At 67.5% G+C, this 18,731-nt stretch carries 23 protein-coding genes and 1 other RNA gene; 14 read left to right on the top strand and 10 right to left on the bottom strand.

What is annotated here, in order from left to right; translation table 11 throughout:
- The first annotated feature begins 1 nt into the window (after position 1).
- From bla to J2Y54_RS16145, 3 genes are read left to right on the top strand one after another with little or no spacing between them, the layout of a single operon-like run.
- Positions 2 to 853 (top strand): class A beta-lactamase, encoded by an 852-nt coding sequence (gene bla, locus J2Y54_RS04195; RefSeq protein ID WP_310037176.1) that lies wholly within the window; start codon positions 2 to 4, stop codon positions 851 to 853.
- Between the two features lie 35 nt (positions 854 to 888).
- Positions 889 to 1,140 (top strand): type II toxin-antitoxin system ParD family antitoxin, encoded by a 252-nt coding sequence (locus J2Y54_RS04190; RefSeq protein WP_310037174.1) that lies wholly within the window; start codon positions 889 to 891, stop codon positions 1,138 to 1,140.
- The gene (locus J2Y54_RS16145; protein WP_405052897.1) at positions 1,125 to 1,421 is read left to right on the top strand and encodes a type II toxin-antitoxin system RelE/ParE family toxin; all 297 of its coding nucleotides are present in this window, start codon (positions 1,125 to 1,127) and stop codon (positions 1,419 to 1,421) included. The genes J2Y54_RS04190 and J2Y54_RS16145 overlap by 16 nt, the downstream gene beginning before the upstream one ends.
- Before the next feature lie 4 nt (positions 1,422 to 1,425).
- On the opposite strand, the gene J2Y54_RS04185 is transcribed toward J2Y54_RS16145, so the two are convergent.
- On the bottom strand, positions 1,426 to 1,896 hold the full coding sequence (locus tag J2Y54_RS04185) for a DUF2269 domain-containing protein (RefSeq protein ID WP_310037172.1): 471 nt from the start codon (positions 1,894 to 1,896) through the stop codon (positions 1,426 to 1,428).
- A complete protein-coding gene (locus J2Y54_RS04180) occupies positions 1,893 to 3,197 on the bottom strand; it encodes a complex I NDUFA9 subunit family protein (RefSeq protein ID WP_310037170.1) in 1,305 nt (434 codons plus the stop codon). The genes J2Y54_RS04185 and J2Y54_RS04180 overlap by 4 nt, the downstream gene beginning before the upstream one ends.
- Positions 3,198 to 3,241: 44 nt before the next feature.
- Here J2Y54_RS04180 and ffs point away from each other — a divergent pair.
- The 4 genes from ffs (at position 3,242) to J2Y54_RS04160 (ending at position 5,793) form a co-directional block, all read left to right on the top strand.
- Positions 3,242 to 3,340, top strand: an RNA gene (gene ffs, locus J2Y54_RS04175) — signal recognition particle sRNA small type.
- Between the two features lie 42 nt (positions 3,341 to 3,382).
- The gene (locus J2Y54_RS04170) at positions 3,383 to 5,005 is read left to right on the top strand and encodes a DNA polymerase III subunit gamma/tau (protein ID WP_310037168.1); all 1,623 of its coding nucleotides are present in this window, start codon (positions 3,383 to 3,385) and stop codon (positions 5,003 to 5,005) included.
- The gene (locus J2Y54_RS04165; protein ID WP_066660410.1) at positions 5,002 to 5,325 is read left to right on the top strand and encodes a YbaB/EbfC family nucleoid-associated protein; all 324 of its coding nucleotides are present in this window, start codon (positions 5,002 to 5,004) and stop codon (positions 5,323 to 5,325) included. Before J2Y54_RS04170 ends, J2Y54_RS04165 begins: the two co-directional genes overlap by 4 nt.
- A 183-nt stretch (positions 5,326 to 5,508) precedes the next feature.
- The gene (locus J2Y54_RS04160; RefSeq protein WP_310037165.1) at positions 5,509 to 5,793 is read left to right on the top strand and encodes a hypothetical protein; all 285 of its coding nucleotides are present in this window, start codon (positions 5,509 to 5,511) and stop codon (positions 5,791 to 5,793) included.
- Between the two features lie 68 nt (positions 5,794 to 5,861).
- Here J2Y54_RS04160 and mtgA read toward each other — a convergent pair whose 3' ends face one another.
- The 3 genes from mtgA to J2Y54_RS04145 form a co-directional block, all read right to left on the bottom strand.
- Complete coding sequence (gene mtgA, locus J2Y54_RS04155) at positions 5,862 to 6,578, bottom strand: monofunctional biosynthetic peptidoglycan transglycosylase (protein WP_405052896.1); 717 nt, start codon at positions 6,576 to 6,578, stop codon at positions 5,862 to 5,864.
- A gap of 130 nt (positions 6,579 to 6,708) precedes the next feature.
- Positions 6,709 to 7,614 carry an RNA polymerase sigma factor RpoH gene (gene rpoH / locus J2Y54_RS04150; RefSeq protein WP_310037163.1) on the bottom strand — a complete coding sequence of 302 codons (906 nt, stop codon included), beginning with the start codon at positions 7,612 to 7,614 and terminating at the stop codon, positions 6,709 to 6,711.
- Positions 7,615 to 7,695: 81 nt separating this feature from the next.
- The gene (locus tag J2Y54_RS04145; protein ID WP_310037160.1) at positions 7,696 to 8,643 is read right to left on the bottom strand and encodes an RluA family pseudouridine synthase; all 948 of its coding nucleotides are present in this window, start codon (positions 8,641 to 8,643) and stop codon (positions 7,696 to 7,698) included.
- Positions 8,644 to 8,697: 54 nt separating this feature from the next.
- On the opposite strand from J2Y54_RS04145, the gene J2Y54_RS04140 reads away from it, so the two are divergent.
- Positions 8,698 to 9,054 (top strand): M67 family metallopeptidase, encoded by a 357-nt coding sequence (locus tag J2Y54_RS04140; RefSeq protein ID WP_310037158.1) that lies wholly within the window; start codon positions 8,698 to 8,700, stop codon positions 9,052 to 9,054.
- Positions 9,055 to 9,089: 35 nt separating this feature from the next.
- Here J2Y54_RS04140 and J2Y54_RS04135 read toward each other — a convergent pair whose 3' ends face one another.
- On the bottom strand, positions 9,090 to 9,851 hold the full coding sequence (locus J2Y54_RS04135) for an SDR family oxidoreductase (RefSeq protein ID WP_310037155.1): 762 nt from the start codon (positions 9,849 to 9,851) through the stop codon (positions 9,090 to 9,092).
- Between the two features lie 102 nt (positions 9,852 to 9,953).
- On the opposite strand from J2Y54_RS04135, the gene J2Y54_RS04130 reads away from it, so the two are divergent.
- On the top strand, positions 9,954 to 10,331 hold the full coding sequence (locus J2Y54_RS04130) for a helix-turn-helix domain-containing protein (protein ID WP_310037154.1): 378 nt from the start codon (positions 9,954 to 9,956) through the stop codon (positions 10,329 to 10,331).
- A 1-nt stretch (position 10,332) separates the two neighbouring features.
- Here the strand turns inward: J2Y54_RS04130 and J2Y54_RS04125 are convergent, their stop codons facing one another.
- The 3 genes from J2Y54_RS04125 to J2Y54_RS04115 form a co-directional block, all read right to left on the bottom strand.
- Entirely contained in the window at positions 10,333 to 11,610 is a 1,278-nt protein-coding gene (locus J2Y54_RS04125; RefSeq protein ID WP_310037152.1) for a serine hydrolase domain-containing protein, read from the bottom strand.
- Positions 11,611 to 11,698: 88 nt separating this feature from the next.
- Entirely contained in the window at positions 11,699 to 12,121 is a 423-nt protein-coding gene (locus J2Y54_RS04120) for a hypothetical protein (protein WP_310037150.1), read from the bottom strand.
- A complete protein-coding gene (locus tag J2Y54_RS04115; protein ID WP_310038456.1) occupies positions 12,114 to 12,317 on the bottom strand; it encodes a helix-turn-helix transcriptional regulator in 204 nt (67 codons plus the stop codon). Before J2Y54_RS04115 ends, J2Y54_RS04120 begins: the two co-directional genes overlap by 8 nt.
- 183 nt (positions 12,318 to 12,500) lie before the next feature.
- Between J2Y54_RS04115 and J2Y54_RS04110 the strand changes: the two genes are divergently transcribed.
- From J2Y54_RS04110 to J2Y54_RS04100, 3 genes are read left to right on the top strand one after another with little or no spacing between them, the layout of a single operon-like run.
- Positions 12,501 to 13,145, top strand: a complete 645-nt coding sequence (locus tag J2Y54_RS04110; protein ID WP_066655533.1) for a histidine phosphotransferase family protein — start codon at positions 12,501 to 12,503, stop codon at positions 13,143 to 13,145.
- A complete protein-coding gene (locus J2Y54_RS04105) occupies positions 13,145 to 14,101 on the top strand; it encodes a rhodanese-related sulfurtransferase (protein ID WP_310037148.1) in 957 nt (318 codons plus the stop codon). Before J2Y54_RS04110 ends, J2Y54_RS04105 begins: the two co-directional genes overlap by 1 nt.
- Complete coding sequence (locus J2Y54_RS04100) at positions 14,052 to 14,699, top strand: glutathione S-transferase (RefSeq protein WP_310037146.1); 648 nt, start codon at positions 14,052 to 14,054, stop codon at positions 14,697 to 14,699. Before J2Y54_RS04105 ends, J2Y54_RS04100 begins: the two co-directional genes overlap by 50 nt.
- A gap of 18 nt (positions 14,700 to 14,717) precedes the next feature.
- Here J2Y54_RS04100 and J2Y54_RS04095 read toward each other — a convergent pair whose 3' ends face one another.
- On the bottom strand, positions 14,718 to 15,725 hold the full coding sequence (locus tag J2Y54_RS04095; protein ID WP_310037144.1) for a hypothetical protein: 1,008 nt from the start codon (positions 15,723 to 15,725) through the stop codon (positions 14,718 to 14,720).
- Between the two features lie 200 nt (positions 15,726 to 15,925).
- On the opposite strand from J2Y54_RS04095, the gene J2Y54_RS04090 reads away from it, so the two are divergent.
- The gene (locus tag J2Y54_RS04090; RefSeq protein WP_310037143.1) at positions 15,926 to 18,244 is read left to right on the top strand and encodes an ATP-binding protein; all 2,319 of its coding nucleotides are present in this window, start codon (positions 15,926 to 15,928) and stop codon (positions 18,242 to 18,244) included.
- Positions 18,241 to 18,687: a chemotaxis protein CheW gene (locus J2Y54_RS04085; protein WP_310037142.1), complete on the top strand. Its 447-nt coding sequence runs from the start codon at positions 18,241 to 18,243 to the stop codon at positions 18,685 to 18,687. Before J2Y54_RS04090 ends, J2Y54_RS04085 begins: the two co-directional genes overlap by 4 nt.
- The last annotated feature ends 44 nt before the right edge of the window (positions 18,688 to 18,731 follow it).

The raw sequence follows: 18,731 nt of genomic DNA, 5'->3' as shown, positions 1-18,731 counted from the left end.
GATGACGACTCGCCGCACCGTGATTGCGGGCGCCGCTGCGCTCGCCGCCGCTCCCGCGCTTGCGCAGAAGATCGGACCGTTCGACCGGATCCGCGCCGAGACCGGCGGGCGACTGGGGCTGGCGGTGTATGACAGCGGCACCGGGCGGCGCTATTCGGACGGGGCCGAGGCGCGCTTTGCCATGTGCTCGACGTTCAAGGTGCCGCTGGTCGCTGCAGTGCTGGCGCGGGTGGACCGGGGCGAGCTGGACCTGACGCGCGAGATCCGCTTCGGCGAGGCCGACCTGCTCGATTATGCGCCGGTGGTGAAGGCAAACCTTGCCAAGGGCGCGCTGTCGATCGACGCCCTGTGCGAAGCCGCCGTGGTGATGAGCGACAACAGCGCCGCCAACCTGTTGTTCGGCCAGATTTCGGGGCCGCGCGGGCTGACCAGGTTCATCCGCGACGCGGGCGACCAGCTGACCCGGTCGGATCGCGACGAACCGTCGCTCAACAATGTCCGTAATGGCGAGGTGCGCGATACGACGACGCCCGACGCGATGCTGTGGCTGATGAACCGGTTGCTGCTGGGCGATGTGCTGTCGCCGGCGTCGCGCGCGAAGCTTACGGGCTGGATGGAAGCATCGCCGACCGGCAAGGACCGGCTGCGCGCGGGCCTGCCCAAGAGCTGGCGGGTGGGTGACAAGACCGGGACGAGCGGCGAGGGCTATTTCAACACGATCGCGATTGCCACGCCGCCGGGGCGCAAGCCGATCCTGATCGCCTGCTACCTCGACGCGCCGGGGCTGGCATCGGCCAGGGCGAACGCGGCGCATGCCAAGGTCGGGGAGCTGGTCGGGGCGTTGTTCGGGTGATTGGCAGGGCGCGCGGCAGGGAGGAGATTTGCTCGATGATCGAAATGCGGATTTCCCTTCCGGAGGATATGAAGCCGCTGGTCGATGCGCGCATCCGCGATGGGCTGTATGCCGACATCAGCGATTATGTCCGCGATCTGATCCGGTCGGATCTGAGCGTACAGGGTGAGGGCGAGCCGAGTCCCGAGCTGATCGCTGCGCTCGAAGAGGGCGAGGCGAGCGGGTTGAGCGATAAGACGTTCGACCAGATCGTTGCCGAGGAACGCGCGCGATTTCGTTCGAGCTGAAATTCGCCAAACGCGCTGAGGTCGATCTTCAGCAAATCTGGCGTTACTCGGCCATCGAATGGGGCGTCGAACAGGCGGACACCTATATCGCCGAGATGCGTGAGCGATGCTTGAGGCTGTGCGAACATCCAGCGCTTGGCCCTGAACGGTTTTACGGACGGCGGGCGTTGCGGCGCTGGCCGGCGGGTTCCCACATTCTCTACTACCGCATTGAGGCTCGGAGGATTCGCGTTGTGCGCATCCTCCATGCCGCGATGGACCCGCGTCGCCACATGAGCTGACCTCTCACCACAATTGCGGCTTGGCGACCATCAGCCAGAAGACGGCGGTGAGGCCAATGAAGGCGGGCCAGCCGAGGATGAACCACAGCCGCATCGCGCGGTGATAGTCGGGGCCGAGCGGCTGGCCGCTGGCGCACGCCGCGCGGGCGAGGTCGCGGGCGCGGATCTGGAGGCCGACCACCGGCACCCAGCAGGCGAAGGCGAGCAGGTAGAGCGCGACGCTGGCCAGCACCCAGCTTTCGGTGAGCGGGATGCCGAGCAGGTGGAGCAGGATCAGCCCGCTGACCGGCTGAACCACGCCGCTGGTGCCGGTGAAGATCCAGTCGGCGCGGACGACCATCGTTCCGACGCTGGCGATGGTTGCCGGATCGCCGCTGCGGTGCGCGTTCCAGAGGTACCAGGCCGTCCCTGCGCCGAAGCCGAACAGCACGGTGGAGCTGAGGATATGCACCCATTTGACCAGCAGATAGGTCATCGCCGGTCCCCGATCGCGCCATGGACGAGGATCAGCAGCAGGATCGGCAGGTTCTTGAGCAGCGGCCCGAGCGGATCGGCCCAGAGTTCGGGCAGGCCGAGCGTGAGGACGAGCGTATAGCCGCTGACGACTGCGAACTGGACGGCGGTCGCGGTGCGCGCGGTGCGGTCGCGCAGCACGAGTGCGGCGATGGCGAGGTCGAGCAAAGCGGTGCCGATCTGGAGCGGGAGTGCGGCGCCCGCGGGTGCGCCAATCGCGGCGAGCCACTCCAGCGTCTGCGCGCGCCCGGCGAACAGGCCGAGCAGCGCCGAGGCGAGCCACAGCAGCGCGAGGCCCCAGCGGATCGCGGGGGCGAGGAAGAACTGCCGCGCGTGCCAGCGGTCCTGCACCCCGGCGGCGCGGTCGCGCATCGCCTGAGCCACGCTGCGCGGGCGGAAACCGACCGCCTGGGCAAACGCCGCGCCGTCGGCGGCGTTGCCGGCGACCAGCTGGGTCAGGCTGTTGGTCGAGACTGGGCCGGATCCGGCCAGATCGCCAATCCGCCCGAGCGCGCGCATCACCGGCATCGGTACGCGGACGAGGCGGCTGGGGCCCAAGCCGAGCCAGTGGCGATAGCGCGTCATCAATTCGCGCAGGGTGAGCGTTTCCGGCCCGGCGGGTTCGAAGCTCTGGCCGACAAACCACAGATCCTCGCACGCGAGGCGCACCGAGCGCGCGAGGTCGTCGGCATGGATCGGGGAGAAGGTGAAGTTGCCATCGCCTGCCAGCGGCTGTGCGAAGGGCAAAGCGGCGAGGCCGCGCAGCAGCGAGGTGCCGCCATAGCTGCCCTCCGCGATCACCAAAGACGGGCGGAAAATCGTCCAGCGCAGCCCCGAGTCACGCAATGCCGCCTCGCCGGCCAGCTTCGACCGGGCGTAGTCGGTATCGACATCGGGTCGCGCGCTGACGGCGGAGATCAGGATGACGCGGCGCACCTCAGCCTTTTTGCACGCGGCATGGAGCGCGCGCGGCATGTCGACATGGACTGCCTGCATCTCCGGCCCGCGCAGCACGCCCGCCGCGTTGACGACACAGTCGATCCCGGACAGGTGCGGTCGCCAGCCTTCAGCATCGGTGGCGCGGGCGAGGTCGATTCCGATCCACTCCGCGCCCGGCTCCGCCTCGCGCAGCCGCGCGACATCGCGCGCGACGGCGCGGACCTGATGGCCGCTCGCCAGCAATTCGGACAGGATATGCCGGCCGATGAACCCCCCGGCGCCCAGCAGTAAAATGCGCATCGGACAGGGGCTTAGCAGCGACATGCGGCGGAGTCATTGCAATCGCGCGCACTTCCGCCTATCTGCGCCGCGGGAGTCGGGCGGACGATGCCGTCGCCAACCCGGTCAGGTCCGGAAGGAAGCAGCCGTAACGATTTTCGTGTCGGGTCGTCCCGGCTCCCACCTTCCCCCCATGACGTGACCGGCCGGAGCCGCTAGGGTCTTCCGCAATGTCCGATTCATTCCTTGGCCTCGACGAACCGCACCAGCCGCGCGACAGCGTCTATCGCGTGCTCGCGCGCAAATACCGGCCGCAGACCTTTGCCGAGCTGATCGGACAGGATGCGATGGTGCAGACGCTGGGTAACGCGATCCGGCGCGACCGGCTGGCGCATGCGTTTCTGCTGACTGGCGTGCGCGGGGTCGGCAAGACGTCGACCGCGCGGCTGATCGCCAAGGCGCTGAACTGTATCGGCCCGGACGGGCAGGGCGGGCCGACGATCGATCCGTGCGGCGTGTGCGAACCGTGCCGCGCGATTGCCGAGGGGCGGCATATCGACGTGATCGAGATGGACGCCGCCAGCCATACCGGCGTCGACGATGTGCGCGATATCATCGATGCGTCGCGCTATTCGGCGGTGTCGGCGCGGTACAAGATTTACATCATCGACGAAGTGCACATGCTGTCGAAGAACGCATTCAACGCGCTTCTGAAGACTCTGGAAGAGCCGCCGGGACATGTGAAATTCCTGTTCGCGACGACCGAGGTGCAGAAGGTGCCGGTGACGGTGCTGTCGCGCTGCCAGCGCTTCGACCTGCGACGCATTCCGGCGGAAAAGCTCGCCGCGCATTTCGGCGAAGTGGTCGAGAAAGAAGGCGCGCAGGCCGAGCCGGAGGCGCTGGCGATGATCGCGCGCGCAGCGGAAGGGTCGGCGCGCGACGGGCTGTCGATCCTCGACCAGGCGATTGCGCATGCCGGCATGGAGGGCGGGGCGGTCACGGCGGATGCGGTGCGCGACATGCTCGGCCTGTCCGACCGCAATGCGATCCGCGACCTGTTCGGCTTGGTCATTGCGGGCGATGCGGCGGGCGCGCTGACGGCGCTGCGCGGGCAATATGATCTGGGCGTCGATCCGCAGGCGGTGCTGAAATCGCTGCTGGAAATGGTCCACCGCGTGACGCTGGCGAAGCTCGGCAACACGGTGATCCCGGGACAGGCGAGCGAGGAAAGCGCGGCGCTGGCCGAATGGGCGGGGAAGCTCGGCTTCCCGGCGCTGCACCGGCTGTGGCAATTACTGCTCAAGGGGCATGACGAGGTGATCCGTGCCGCGCTGCCGATCGAGGCATGCGAAATGGCGCTGCTGCGGGTGATTCACGCCTCGACCCTGCCCGATCCGGGCGAACTGGCGCGGCGGATTGCCGAGGGGGCGCCGATGGGTGCGTCGGCTCCCGCCGCGACGCCTGCCGCGCCCGCCGAGGCCCCGGCTCCACGCAGCATGGCCGAACTGGTCGAGCGGCTGGCGGCGGCGCATGAGGAGCATCTCGCCGCGCGCGTGCGCAACCTGGTCCGCCCGATCCGCATCGCCGAACCGATTGTCGAGATCAGCAGTCAGGGCCTGCCCGCCGATCTGGTGCATGATTTCGAAAGCGTGCTGCGACGCGTGCTCGGCAAGCGCTGGTCGCTACGCGTGACCGACGCACCGGGCGAAGCGACGTTGAACGAAGAGCGCGCGGCGCGCGAGGCGGCGGAGCGCGATGCCGTGCTCGCCTCGCCGGTGGTCGCCGCCGCGCTCGAAGCCTTTCCCGATGCCGAGCTGATCGGCTGGACCCGCGAACACAGGAGGTTTGGGTGAAGAGTATCGAAGACATCATGGCGATGGCGCAGAACGTCCAGAACGAGCTGACCAAGGCGCAGGCAAACCTCGACGGGATCGAGGTCGAAGGCGCGTCGGGTGGCGGGCTGGTCAAGGTCAAGGCGAGCGCCAAGGGCCGGATCATCGGCGTGACGATCGACGAATCGCTGCTCGCGCCGAGCGAGAAGCAGATGGTCGAGGATCTGGTGGCGGCTGCGCTCAACGATGCGCGGGCGAAGGCAGATGCAGCGGCGTCGGCGGAAATGTCGAAGCTGTCGAGCGGGATCCCGCTGCCCCCGGGGTTCAAGCTGCCGTTCTGAGGGCGTTTGTGGCGGCACCAACCCGCTCCCCCACCCGGCCACCCATAGAATTACTGTCGTTGGGTGGCCGGGTGGGGGAGCGGGCCGGCACCGCACCAATCAAAGTGCCTGAACATTTCACAACGGGAACAATGGCTTTGCCCGCTGCGTTGGGCCGCCAATGTTCCTGTTGGGAGATGAAACATGGCTGAAGAACGGATTGTCGAGCGCACCGATGGCGTGACCGCGGAACGCGTGACCGAGCGCGGAGGCGGCACCACGGTGATCGAGCGGCGCGGCAGCGGCGGCGGGCTGATCCTGGGCATCATCGCACTGGTGATCGTGGTGGTCGGTGCCTTCTATTTCCTCAGCAACAATTCCGAGACGCGCAAGGACGCGGCGATCACCGAGGCGGCACAGGCCGTTGGCGACACCGCAGAAAAGGCCGGCGATGCGATCGACCAGGCGGTCCCGGCGGACAAGAAGTAAGCGCGCGCATGGCCCCGGGCGCGGCCCGGGGTCACTTCCGCCTCAAACAGGCGGCTGCGGATGCCGGATCAGCGCAGGCAGGCGTCGAGGCCGTCGCGCTGAACCACGCCGATCCGGGCCGCGATCGAATTGCCGTAGCGCCGGGTGAAGCCTTTCGGAGCGACGCCGGCCCGGCGCTTGGGCAGCGGCAGCACGGCAGCGATGCGCGCGGCTTCGGCACGGGTCAGATTGCCCGCGCCTTTCTTGAAATAACGGCGTGCCCCTGCCTCTGCGCCATAGGTGCCGATGCCGGTTTCGGCGACGTTCAAATAGACTTCCATGATGCGACGCTTGCCCCAGATCGCTTCGATCAGGACGGTGAACCACGCCTCCAGCGCCTTGCGAAAATAGCCGCCGCCCTGCCACAGGAAGACATTCTTCGCGGTCTGCTGGCTGATCGTTGATCCGCCCCGCAGCACTTTCCCGCCCTCCGCATTGCGCGCGATTGCAGCGGCGATCGATTTGTAATCGAACCCGGAATGGCTGCAGAAGCGCGCGTCCTCGGCCGCGATGGCGGCACGCGCCATGTCGGCGTCGATCCGGGACAGCGGCACCCATTTCTTGGTGACGCCATGGCCCGAAAACACGTCGCCCAGCATCGTGAGCGTGAAGGGCGGCGGGACGAAGCGATAGAGCGTGACCATCGCGACCGACACCAGCACGAAGCCGAGCGCGCCCTTGAACAGCCAGCCGACGAGGCGGCGGCCGATCGGCCTGCGCGGTTTGCCGGGTTTCACGGGTTGAATACCGATTCCATCGAGATGGCCGAGGTCGGGCAGCGGACGTGGACCAAGCGGCGACACCGGGCGCGATGCACCCGGCGGCGATCCGCCCGCTCCGCTATTGTCCTGCGCCACCCGTCCCCCGGCCGATCGCTCAGCCGACGGTGAGCAGGCGGCGGTCGCCGGCCAGGCGCATCATCGCCTTTTGCAGCTTTTCGAAGGCACGCACCTCGATCTGGCGGACGCGTTCGCGGCTGACGCCATAGACCTGGCTCAGTTCCTCGAGCGTCTTGGGATCGTCGGTCAGGCGGCGTTCGGTCAGGATGTGCTTTTCACGCTCGTTGAGCTCGTCCATCGCCTCGATCAGCATGCCGTGGCGGACATCGGCTTCCTGCGCTTCGGCAACGACCTCGTCCTGCAGCGCGCTGTCGTCCTGCAGCCAGTCCTGCCACTGGCTCTCGCCATCCTCGCGCATCGGCACGTTGAGCGACGTGTCGCCGCCCATCGCCATGCGGCGGTTCATCGACGTGACCTCTTCCTCGGTCACGCCCAGATCCTTGGCGATCTTCGCCAGATCCTCGGGTTTGAGGTCGCCATCCTCGAACGCGTCGAGCTTGGCCTTCATCCGGCGCAGGTTGAAGAACAGCTTTTTCTGTGCTGCGGTCGTGCCCATCTTCACGAGCGACCAGCTGCGCAGGATGAATTCCTGAATCGAGGCGCGGATCCACCACATCGCATAGGTGGCGAGGCGGAAGCCGCGATCGGGCTCGAACTTCTTCACGCCCTGCATCAGGCCGATATTGCCTTCGGAAATCAGTTCGCTGACCGGCAGGCCATAGCCGCGATAGCCCATCGCGATCTTCGCCACGAGGCGCAGGTGCGAGGTGACCAGCTGCGCGGCCGCTTCGGGGTCGCCATGCTCCTGAAAGCGCTTCGCGAGCATATATTCCTGCTCGGGCGCAAGGATCGGAAACTTGCGGATCTCCGCAAGGTAGCGGTTCAGGCTGGCCTCACCGCCAAGGGCGGGGATGGTCGCCGGGACATTGCTTCCGCTGGCCATGGTACTTCACTCCCTTTGTCTGGGCTTCCCCCCTTCTTAGGCGGGGATGCCGGTCGACCCTCGTTGCGACGGGTCAAAAAACTATACGACGAGCTTATCCATCAGTTCCTGCATGTCCGCCGGCATTTCGCTATCGAACGCCAAAGCGTGACTATTGATCGGATGGATGAACCCCAGCCGGGCGGCGTGCAAGGCCTGACGGCGGAAACCCAAGGTTTCCACGACCTCCCGATGTTCCTTTTTAGTTCTACCATAAACCGGATCGCCGATCAACGGATGACCCAGCGACGCCATGTGCACGCGCACCTGATGCGTCCGCCCGGTTTCGAGCCGGCATTCGACCAACGCCGCCTCGTACAGCGGCTTTACCAGCGTCCAGTGGGTGACCGCGCGCTTGCCGCCGGGCTGGATGGCGATCTTCTTGCGGTTTTGCGGTGAGCGCGCAAGCGGTGCGTCGACGCTTCCGCCTGACAGTTTCGGTCGGCCCGAGACGATCGCCTGATAGCGCCGGTCGATCGAATGATCCTTGAACTGGCGGGCAAGGCCGACATGCGCGCGATCGGTCTTGGCCGCGACCATCAGGCCGGAGGTATCCTTGTCGATGCGGTGCACGATGCCGGGCCGCGCGACGCCGCCGATGCCCGACAGGCTGCCCTGGCAATGATGCAGCAGCGCGTTGACGAGCGTACCGTCGAAATTGCCCGCTGCCGGGTGGACGACCAGCCCGGCCTGCTTGTCGATGACGATGAGATGTTCATCCTCGAACACCACGGTGAGCGCGATGTCCTGCGCTTCGTTATGCGCGGGTTCGGGGTCGGGGACGGTGAGCGTGAACAGCGCGCCGCCGGGCGCCTTTTTCTTGGGATCGCGGATCAGGCCATCGGGGCCGGTGACGTTGCCGGTGGAGATCAGCGCCTTGATCCGCTCACGCGACAGCGTGGGGAGCGCATCCGCCAAAGCCCGGTCGAGCCGCCAGCCATCCGCTGTATCCGCGATCCGCGCTTCGAGTGTGGAAACCCCCCGGTTCATTGCGCTACGCAGATGGGCATGGGTTTGCGGATTTCAAGCTGTGTTATCGCGCTAATGCAGCGGGCAGCGGCCGAAGCCGCGCCATTCGAGGCGTGCGGGCTGTTGTTCGGTGCGGAAGGGGTCGAGCGGGCGAGCGTCACGGCCAATGCCTCGGGCGATCCGACGCGCCGGTTCGAGATCGATCCGGGCGCGCTGATCGCGGCGCTGAAGGCCGAGCGTGCGGGCGGGGACAAGGTCATCGGCTATTGGCACTCGCACCCTTCGGGCGACGCGACCCCGTCCGCGACCGATGCGGCGATGGCGGCGGCGGACGGAAAACTGTGGGTGATCGTCGCAGGCGACGCCGTCACCGCGTGGCGCGCGGGAGCGAGCGGCCTGCATGGGCGGTTCGAGCGGGAGGAACTCGGCTGATCGCGCCCCGGTGCGGGGCCGGGGCGACGGGGGGATCAGTGCTGCGCGCCCTTCACCATCGCCGTGAGTTGCGCGAGCGTAGCGTCGAAGCGGCCTTCCGCCTCGGCGTTGCGGAGCGGCTTTACGCGCTCCACCAGCACTTCCTTTGGCGTCGGAACTTGCGCGAACAGTGCCATCACCTCGTCGGCGAAGTCGTCGAGCGGCTGGTAGGCGGCACGCTCGCGCTGGCCGGGGGTGAGGTCGGTCTGGACCGCCGGTGGAGCGAGCTCGATCACTTCGACCGACCCGGCGAGCGCGTCGCGGAGCGAGATGGTGTAGCTGTGGATCGCCGCTTTGGTCGCGCTGTAGGTCGCTGCGATGACGAGGGGTACGAAGGCGAGCCCGGAGGTGACGTTGACGATCGCCGCGTCGTCCTGCGCCTTCAGATGATCGACCAATGCGTTGATCAGGCGGATCGGGCCGAACAGGTTGGTGGTGATCATTGCCTCGGCATCGGTCAGGTCCCGGCGCGTGGACAGGTCCTCATACCGCATGATTCCGGCATTGTTGATCAGGACGTTGAGGTTCGGGTGCGCTGCGATCACCTCGGCAGCAAAGCTCTCGATCGCCTCCGCGCTGTCGATGTCGAGCGTCATGGCGTGCAGGTTCGCGCGGCCCGCGATTGCGGTGTCGAGCGCATCGCGGCGGCGGCCCGCGACAATCACGGTGTTGCCGGCATCGTGCAGGCGATGGGCGAGCGCTTCGCCGATGCCCGATCCGCCGCCGGTGATGAGGATGGTGTTGCCGGACTGTTTCATCTGCGCCTCCTTGGGATGTGGTGACGCAAATTTAGGTCGGTGCTATCGTATCGAAAGAAGGCACCCAAAAGATTTATACTTACCAAAAAGAGAGTGTGAGCGATGAGCAATAGTGAATGGCATGCGAGCGACCCCCGCGTCGATGCGCTGGTCTATGAACTGATCGGTGCGGTCGCGGACAAATGGACGATGCTCCTGCTCGAAACGCTCGATGAAGGCGGGGAGATGCGCTTTACCCAGATTTCGCGCGCCATCCCCGGCATCAGCCAGAAAATGCTCACGCAGACGCTACGCCGAATGGAGCGCGACGGGTTCGTGACGCGCACGGTGCATGCGGTCGTTCCGCCGCGCGTGGACTATCGCCTGACCCCGCTGGGCGAGAGTTTGGGCGAGGCGTTCTGCGGCGTGTGGCATTGGGCGGAGGCGAATCTGGAAGCGGTAGGTGCCGCGCGCGCCGGGTTCGACGCGCGCGACCGGTAGATCAATCCCCCTTCGGCCCCAGATAGTCCGCGCCATACACCGCCTTGCGGATATCGGTGTGCAGCGTGCCGTCGAACGGGAAGGTCTGGACGAAGAACACCACCGCCATGTTGTTGGCGGGATCGACCCAGAACAAGGTGCTGGCCGCGCCGTCCCAGAAGAATTCGCCGACGGCGCCACGGTTGCGGTCCGGTGTTGCGGGACGGGCGGTGCGGACGGCGAAGTTGACGCCGAAGCCGCCGTCGATCTTGCCCGGCAGCCATTCGCGTTCCGTGATCGCGGGATCGAGGTGATCGGTCGCCATCAGGCGGATCGTTGCGGGCTTGAGCAGGCGCGCGCCGTCGAGCTCGCCGCCGTTCAGCAGCATCCGGGCAAAGCGCATATAATCGTCGATTGGCGCGACGATGCCGGCGCCGCCCATGGTCAGCGGCACGCCGGGGAAGTTGCGCTCGCGCATCGCCGCCTCGGGCTGGCGGGTCATGCCGCTCGGCCCCTTCACATAGGTCGCGGCGAAGCGGGGGAGGCGGTCCATCGGCTGGTGCCAGCCAGCCTCGCGCATCTTGAGCGGGTCGAAGATGTGCTGCTGGACATAGTCGGTGAACTTCATGCCGCTCAGCCGCTCGACCAACAGCGCCTGGACGTCGACCGACACGCTGTAATGCCATTCGGTGCCCGGCTCGGACAGAAGCGGTACCTTGGCGAGGCGGCGGCCGAACTCCGCCAGCGTATTCTGCGGGTTGAGCGGGTCGGCGGCGGCGAACGCCTTGTGTGCCGCGGTCGGGCCGTCGCCATAGGCGAAGCCGGCGGTGTGCCGCAGCACGTCGCGGATCGTGATCGGGCGGCTCGCCGCGCGCCACAGCGGCTTGCCGTCCGCACCGGTGCCGTCCTGCACCTGCATGTTCGCGAAATCGGGGAGGTAGCGCGCGAGCGGATCGTCGAGGCGAAACTTGCCCTGTTCCCACAGCTGCATGAGGGCGACGCCGGTTACCGGTTTGGTCATCGAATAGATCTGCACCAGCGTGTCGCGGGCGAAGGGGCGGGCGGCCTCCCGGTCCGCGACCCCGCGCGCGGCGAAATGCACCTCGCGCCCGTCCTTCCACACCAGCACCGACCCGCCGACTGCACGGCCATCGGCGATCATCTTCGCCAGCATTGCGTCGATCCGCTTGGTGTCGAGCCTGACCGCGTCGGCGGGCGCAGCGCGGGTCTGGGCGAGCGCAGGGGTGGCCGGGACCGTGAGTGCCAGAGCCGTCAACGTTGTCAGTGCAAAGCGGTACATGCGATCCCCTTCATCAATTTTGCGGCATGCTAGCCGGGCGCGCCGCGCGACGAAAGGGGCGTCGCGCGGCGCTGTTGCCATGCGCGTTTCAGCGCTGTCGCCGCCACAGCCAGGTGCCGATCGCTGCGACCACCGCGAGTGCCCAGGGCAGTTCGTAGGACAGCGGCTGGCCGACGATCGATCCGATCAATTCGGCGACGGGGGTGACGACCAGCGCGACCAGTCCTGCCGCCGCGAGGCACAGCGTCGCGGTAGCGCGCTGATACTCGTCCGCCGCACGCCAGCTGCGCCACAGATAGGTGAGGATCAATGCCGTGACGCCCAGAATCAGTGCCGAGCGGATCGGCAGCGGCACCCCGTCGCGCGGCGCGCCGCGAACTCCGTCGATCACGCCGATGACGAACGGTATGGCGACGAGAAGTGCAACTACCCCGACCGCCAGCCAGCGGTTGCGCCGCCGGCCTTGCTGCACCCGCTTTGCATGTTGTTGCTCACCCCAGCGTTCAGTCATCGTCATTCCCGTCATTGAAGATTTCCCCGATTGGCTGTCCGAACAGCCGCGCGAGCCGGAAGGCAAGCGCGAGCGAAGGATCGTGCTTGCCGGTCTCGATCGCGTTGATCGCCTGACGCGACACGTCGATCCGGCCGGCAAGCTCGGCCTGGCTCCAGTCGCGTTCGGCGCGCAGTATCTTCAACCGGTTCCGCACGCCGCCGCTCTGCCGTTCGAAAAGACACGACCCGGTGTCAGGTCTTCCTGACATATCGCGCTCGAGAATCGTCTTGTCAATAAAACCTGACATTTTGTCGTGAGAACATTGCACATCGTGGTTCACCGCGCTTGCAGCGGCGGCGCGGCTGGGCCAAAGGGGTGGGGAGCAATGGGAGCATCCATGAACATTTCGCCGACCGATTTTGCCAGCCTGCTCTGCTCGCGCCTGTGCCACGATTTGTTGAGCCCGGTTGGCGCGCTCAACAACGGGCTTGAACTGCTCGCCGACGAGCATGATCCCGAAATGCGCGCGCGCTGCCTGGAGTTGCTGGCGGAGAGCGCGAAGGCGAGTGCGAACAAGCTCAAATTCTTCCGCCTGGCGTTCGGCGCGGCGGGCGGGTTCGGCGACACCGTCGACACGCGCGAGGCACAGGCGGCGATCGACGGGCTGTTCGGCGACAATCACCGCGTGTCGATCGGCTGGATGGTCGAGGACCCGGTGCTGCCCAAGCAGGTGATCAAGGTGCTGCTCAACCTCGCGCTGATCGGCGGCGACGCGCTGGTGCGCGGCGGGCAGCTGGACATCGGCGCCGAGGCGCGTGACGACATGGTCGAGATCGTGGTGCGCGCGCAGGGGCCGCGCATCGTGCTGGACGGCGAACTGCGCGGTGCATTGAGCGGCGACACCGGCGACTCGCCGGTCACCCCGCGCGCGGCCGCCGCCTATCTCGTCCACCAGCTGGTGACGCAGGGCGGGGGCGAGCTGCAGGTGTCGCCGCCCGACGCCGACGTGCTGCTGTTCGGGGCAGCGTTCAAGGTAGCCTGATGAGCCAAGTCCGCGTCGCGGCGCTGTACCAGTTCACCCGGTTCGACGACCCGGCGGCCATTCGCGGTCCGCTGCTCGACCTGTGCGTCGCGCAGGAGGTGAAGGGCACGCTGCTGCTGGCGCGTGAGGGGATCAACGGTACGATTGCCGGCAGCGATGCGGCGATCGACGCGGTGCTGGCGCATGTCCGCACGCTGCCCGGATGCGCGGAGATCGACGTCAAATTCTCGCACGCCGACACGATGCCGTTCCACCGGATGAAGGTGCGATTGAAGCGCGAGATCGTGACGATGGGCCAGCCCGATATCGATCCGCTCGCCGGGGTCGGGCATTATGTCGCGCCGGCCGAGTGGAACGACCTGATCGCCGATCCGGACACGGTGCTGATCGACACGCGCAACGATTATGAGGTCGCGATTGGCACGTTTCGCGGCGCGATCGATCCCAAGACGCGCAGCTTCAGCGAATTTCCCGAATGGTTCCGCGCCAAGCGCGCGGAGATCGAGGCTCAAGGGCGCATGCCCAAGATCGCGATGTTCTGCACCGGCGGCATCCGCTGCGAAAAATCGACTGCCTTTGCCAAGGCGGAGGGGGTGGAGCAGGTCTATCACCTCAAGGGCGGCATCCTCGCCTATCTGGAGCAAGTACCGCAGGACCGTAGCCTGTGGGACGGCGAATGTTTCGTGTTCGACGAGCGGGTGGCGGTGAAGCACGGGCTGGAGGTCGGCGCGCATGTGCTGTGCCGCGCGTGCCGCATGCCGGTGAGCCCGGAAGCGCGGCAGTCGCCGGACTATGTCGAGGGGGTGAGCTGCCCCGCCTGTATCGGCACGCGCACCGAGGAACAGCGCGCCAGCTATGCCGAGCGGCATCGCCAGGCGCAGCTGGCGGCACAGCGCGGTGAGGCGCATGTCGGCGCGGTGTTCACGCCAGAGGCCGGGGGACGCGAGCCTGACTGACCCGATCCTCTACAGCTTCCGCCGCTGCCCCTATGCGATCCGGGCGCGGCTCGCGCTGGCGGTGAGCGAAACGGCGGTCGAGCATCGCGAGGTCAGGCTGCGCGACAAGCCGGCCGAGATGATCGCGGCGTCGCCCAAGGGGACCGTACCGGTGCTGGTGCTGCCCGATGGCCGGGTGATCGACGAGAGCCTGGACATCATGCGTTGGGCGCTGGCGCGCAACGATCCCGAGCATTGGCTGGCGGGCGATGCGCCGGCGCTGATCGCGGCGAATGACGGCGCGTTCAAGCATCACCTCGACCGCTACAAATATCCCGAGCGCTATCCGGCGGACGGGGTCGATCATCGCGCGGCGGCGCTGGCGATCCTGCAGGGACTCGGCACCCGGCTTGGCGCGCAGGCGTGGCTGGGCGGAGCGCGGTTCGGGCTCGCCGATGCCGCGATCCTGCCGTTCGTGCGGCAATTCGCGGCGGTCGACCCGGACTGGTTCGCGGCACAGGACCTGGCGCGGGTCCAGCCCTGGCTGGCGGCGTTTCTCGCCTCGCCGCTGTTTGCCGCGGTGATGGTCACGCGCACGCCGTGGCGCGCGGCTGGCTGAAGCGAACGCTGGCGGGGCTCAGGCCGGATAGGCCCAGCTGGCCATGGTTCCCGGGACCACCGCGCTGTCTGTCGCGACGCGCGGTGCGGGCATGGCGCGCGCGGTCGCGACACCACCGTCAAGCGCCGCATCCAGCTCTGCGCACCCGGCGCCGCAGCGGTGCCGCTCGAGCCGCGAGAACAGCGTCGCGGTGCGCCCCGCGACGCGTTCGAGCGCCTCGGCATAAAGCGGGCTGGCGAGAAACGGCACAGAGGCGCGCACGGCGTTGCCGCGCCGTTCGAACACCTGCGCCGCGACGCACTGGCTGACGATGCGATAGACGGTCGAGCGCGAAGCGCCGGTCGTATCGGCGATGCGGGCCAGCGGGATGAAGGCGCGGTCGTCCGATGTCGGCACGGTTTCGCGCCGCGCAAAGGGGGCCGCGCCGGGCGCATCGCTGTTGAGATGCGCGACGCTGGCATTGCACACGAAGTGGATCAGCAGCAGGTCGCTGAAGCGCTGGTCGAACAATGACGAGGTGCTCGCCATGACCAGGAACAGGTCGAGCGCGCCGAGCATCGCGGCCTTGTCGCAGCCGTAAACCGGATGGAAGCGCTCCGCAGCGCTGCTCAGCCGTGCGATACGCGCCGCTGCGCGCGGCAACAGGCTGTCGAGATCGCGGCACCAGCGACCGAGCGCTTCTGGCATCGGATCGGGCAGGGCAACGCCGCCCAGATCGCTGATGCGCAGCCAGCCGCATTCGACCATGCGCTGAACATTGCGCCGCGCGGTTTCGAACGGCAGGTCGAGCGAGGCGGCAATCGCGTTGATCGACGGCCCGCGCCCCGGATCCACCCCGCGGATGGTCCGGTCAATCTGGTCGCGCGTGACCGAGATCAGGATGGGGATGCACACCATTCGCGCACGGAACAGATCGGGCGGCAGCCGCGTCCCCAGATCCAGCGTTGCGGCAAAGATTTCGGCAGAGACCACGCGGGCGACCAGCCTGCAGTCCCGACGCATCGCGTCCAGTCGTGACGTCGCCATCCCCTCTCCCAATGGCTCGAACGGTGATGGTTGAGGGATGCCCAACCATGTCCGTCGCGAAATGAGTAAATCGGACGGGCGCGGGGAGATAGTCGTAGGAATACGGGAGTAATCCGCCCGGACCGTGGCGATACCGCCCGCGTCCTAACTCCCTGTTAACCGTATCGGTGCCAAGACCGGCCGGACCTTTGGGGGCGCCCGTGGACGATCTGTTACAGGAATTCATTGCCGAGACGCGGGAAACGCTGGAGGCGCTGTCCGGCGAGATCATCGCCTGGGAAGCTGCGCCCGCCGACCGTGAGCGGCTGGATGCGATCTTCCGCTTTGTCCATACCGTCAAGGGAAGCTGCGGCTTTCTCGACCTGCCGCGGCTCGCGCGGCTGAGCCATGCGGCGGAAGATGTGCTGGCGGACGTACGCGCGGGGACGCGCGTGCCCGATCGCGCGCTGGTCAACGCCGTGCTGGGCGTGGTCGACCGGATCGGTGAGATCGTCGAAGCGATCGACGCGGGAGCTGCGCTGGACGACACCGGCGAAGACCTGCTGATCGCCGCGCTGGCTGGGGGCGCTGCCGATGTGGTTCAGGCCGCTGCGGCGCCCGTCGCGCCGCGCGCGCAGAGCCGCAGCGTGCGCCTCAATGTCGAACTGCTCGACCGGATGATGAGCGGCATGTCCGACATGGTGCTCGCCCGCAACGAATTGTCGCGCCGCCTGCGCAGTGCCGAAGTCGACCCGCAGGTCGAGGCCGCGCTGGAGCGGATGTCGGCAACCGTCGCCGATCTGCGCGACACCGTCACGCGGACCCGGATGCAGAAGATCGACGCGCTGTTTTCCGCGCTGCCGCGCATGGTGCGCGACACGGCCGCGGGCCTTGGCAAGTCGGTGATGCTTCAGGTCGACGGTTCCGAGGTCGAACTGGACCGCGAGATGATCGAGGTGCTGCGCGACCCGCTGGTCCACATCATCCGCAATTCGATCGACCATGGCATCGAATCGCCCGCCGAACGCCGTGCCGCTGGCAAGCGCGAAAACGGCCGGCTGATCGTTTCGGCGCGTCAGTCGGGCAACCAGATCGTGGTCGAGGTCGCCGACGACGGGCGCGGTATCGATGTCGAGCGGGTGATCCGCAAGCTGGTGAAACAGGGCCGCGACGAACATGCCCTGCGCGCGCTGGGCGACCGTGCGCGGCTGGCGTTGATTTTCGAACCCGGGCTGTCGACCAAGGACGAAGTGACCGAGATTTCCGGGCGCGGTGTCGGCATGGACGTGGTGCGCGCGGCGATCGAGCAGATCGGCGGCCGCGTCGAGCTGCACAATGATCCCGGCCGCGGGCTGCGCATCCTGATCCATGTGCCGCTGACGCTGTCGATCATTCCAACGATCGTGGTCGGCGCGGGTGGCCAGTCCTTTGCCATTCCCCGCCAGGCGATCGAGGAAATCGTCAGCGAACGCAGCGACGCCATCCGGGTCGACCGCATTGGCAGCGCATGGGTGGTCACGCTGCGCGACCGGCGTCTGCCGATGATCGTGCTGGCCGATCAGCTCGGCCTCAACGCCGCGCCGAGCGGCTATCCGATGGTGGCGATCGTCAGCATCGGGGAGGGCAGCTATGCGCTGCGCGTCGACGATGTGCTGGATAACGAGGAACTGGTGATCAAGCCGGCCGCGCCGGCGATCATGGCGACCGGGCTCTATGCCGGTCAGACCCTGCCCGACAGCGGATGCCCGATGCTGCTGCTCGACTGTGCCGGACTTGCCCGCGACGCCGGGCTGCAGTTCGAGCGGGCGCGCGAGATCGAGGAGGAGCATGTCGACGATCCGATGCTGGACGATGGCGCGCTGGCGCTGGTGTTCAGCGATCTTGACGGCGCGCGCCGCGCGGTCCCGCTGGAAGTGGTCGACCGCATCGAAAAGGTCGCTGCCGGCGCGCTCCACCGCAGTGCCGGGCGGCTGCGCCTGACCATCGACGGGCGGATCATGCCGGTTGCGGCGATCGACGGCGCCGATCCCAAGCGGACCGGATCGATCCTGCGCCTGCGCGACGGGCTTACCGAAATCGCCTATGCCATTGCCGAACCGGCCGACATCGTGCCGCTGCCCAGCGCACTTGCGCCGGCAAGCGTGCCGGGTCCGGTCGCCGGAGTCGCGCTGATCGGCGGGGAACCGGTCGAGATGCTCGACCCGCTATGGCTCTTTGCCGAACATGGCGAGGAGGACGCGGTGTCCGACGCGCCGCCGCTGTGCCTGCTGGCCGGCGCGGAGACGGGGTGGCTCGCCACCTTCATCGCGCCGCTGGTCGAACAGGCCGGGTATCGTGTGGTCAGTGCATTGGCGCCGGGCGACCGCGCCCAGGTCGTGCTGACGCTGGACGATGAACCCGATCAGGCGGCGGTCGAGGCGGCGCCGGTCGTGCGCCTGCGCAGCCGCAAGCGCGGCGGGCCGGACGGCAGCATCTATCGCTACGATCGCGAGGCGCTGCTCGGCGCGATTGCGCGCGTGGCGCGGGGAGGCGGGGCATGAGCGAACAGCTGTTCCTGATCGCGCAGATTGCGGGCCAGTCGGTCGCGATCGATGCCAATCAGGTCGAATCGGTGGTGGATATCGCGCATGTCGTCGCGGTGCCGCGTGCCGAGGGCCATGTCCGCGGGCTTGCGGCGCTGCGCAGCCGGGTGGTTACGGTGATCGACACGCGCGCCGCGCTGGGGCTAGCCCCGGCCGAGCGCGATACCGGCCGCGCCGTGATCACGCCGGTCGACGGGCATCATTATGCGATGCTGGTCGATGCGCTGGACGACGTTGCGCCGTTCGAATCGCAGCCGATGGCCGTCGGCGTCCCGCTGTCGCCGGTGTGGCAGCGCGCCGGACGCGGCCTGGTCGAGCGCGATGGCGAGCCGATCCTGGCGATCGACCTTGCCGCGCTGGTGCCCGGTCCCGATTGTGCCGATCACACCGGTCGCGATTAACGTCCTACTTACGTATTTCCTCCATAAGCGTTGACAGTTCCGCC

This window comes from Sphingomonas sp. BE123 (assembly GCF_031456015.1).
Lineage (GTDB): Bacteria > Pseudomonadota > Alphaproteobacteria > Sphingomonadales > Sphingomonadaceae > Sphingomonas.
Note: the sequence above shows the minus strand (reverse complement) of the source record. Positions and strands in the feature narration are given on the sequence as shown.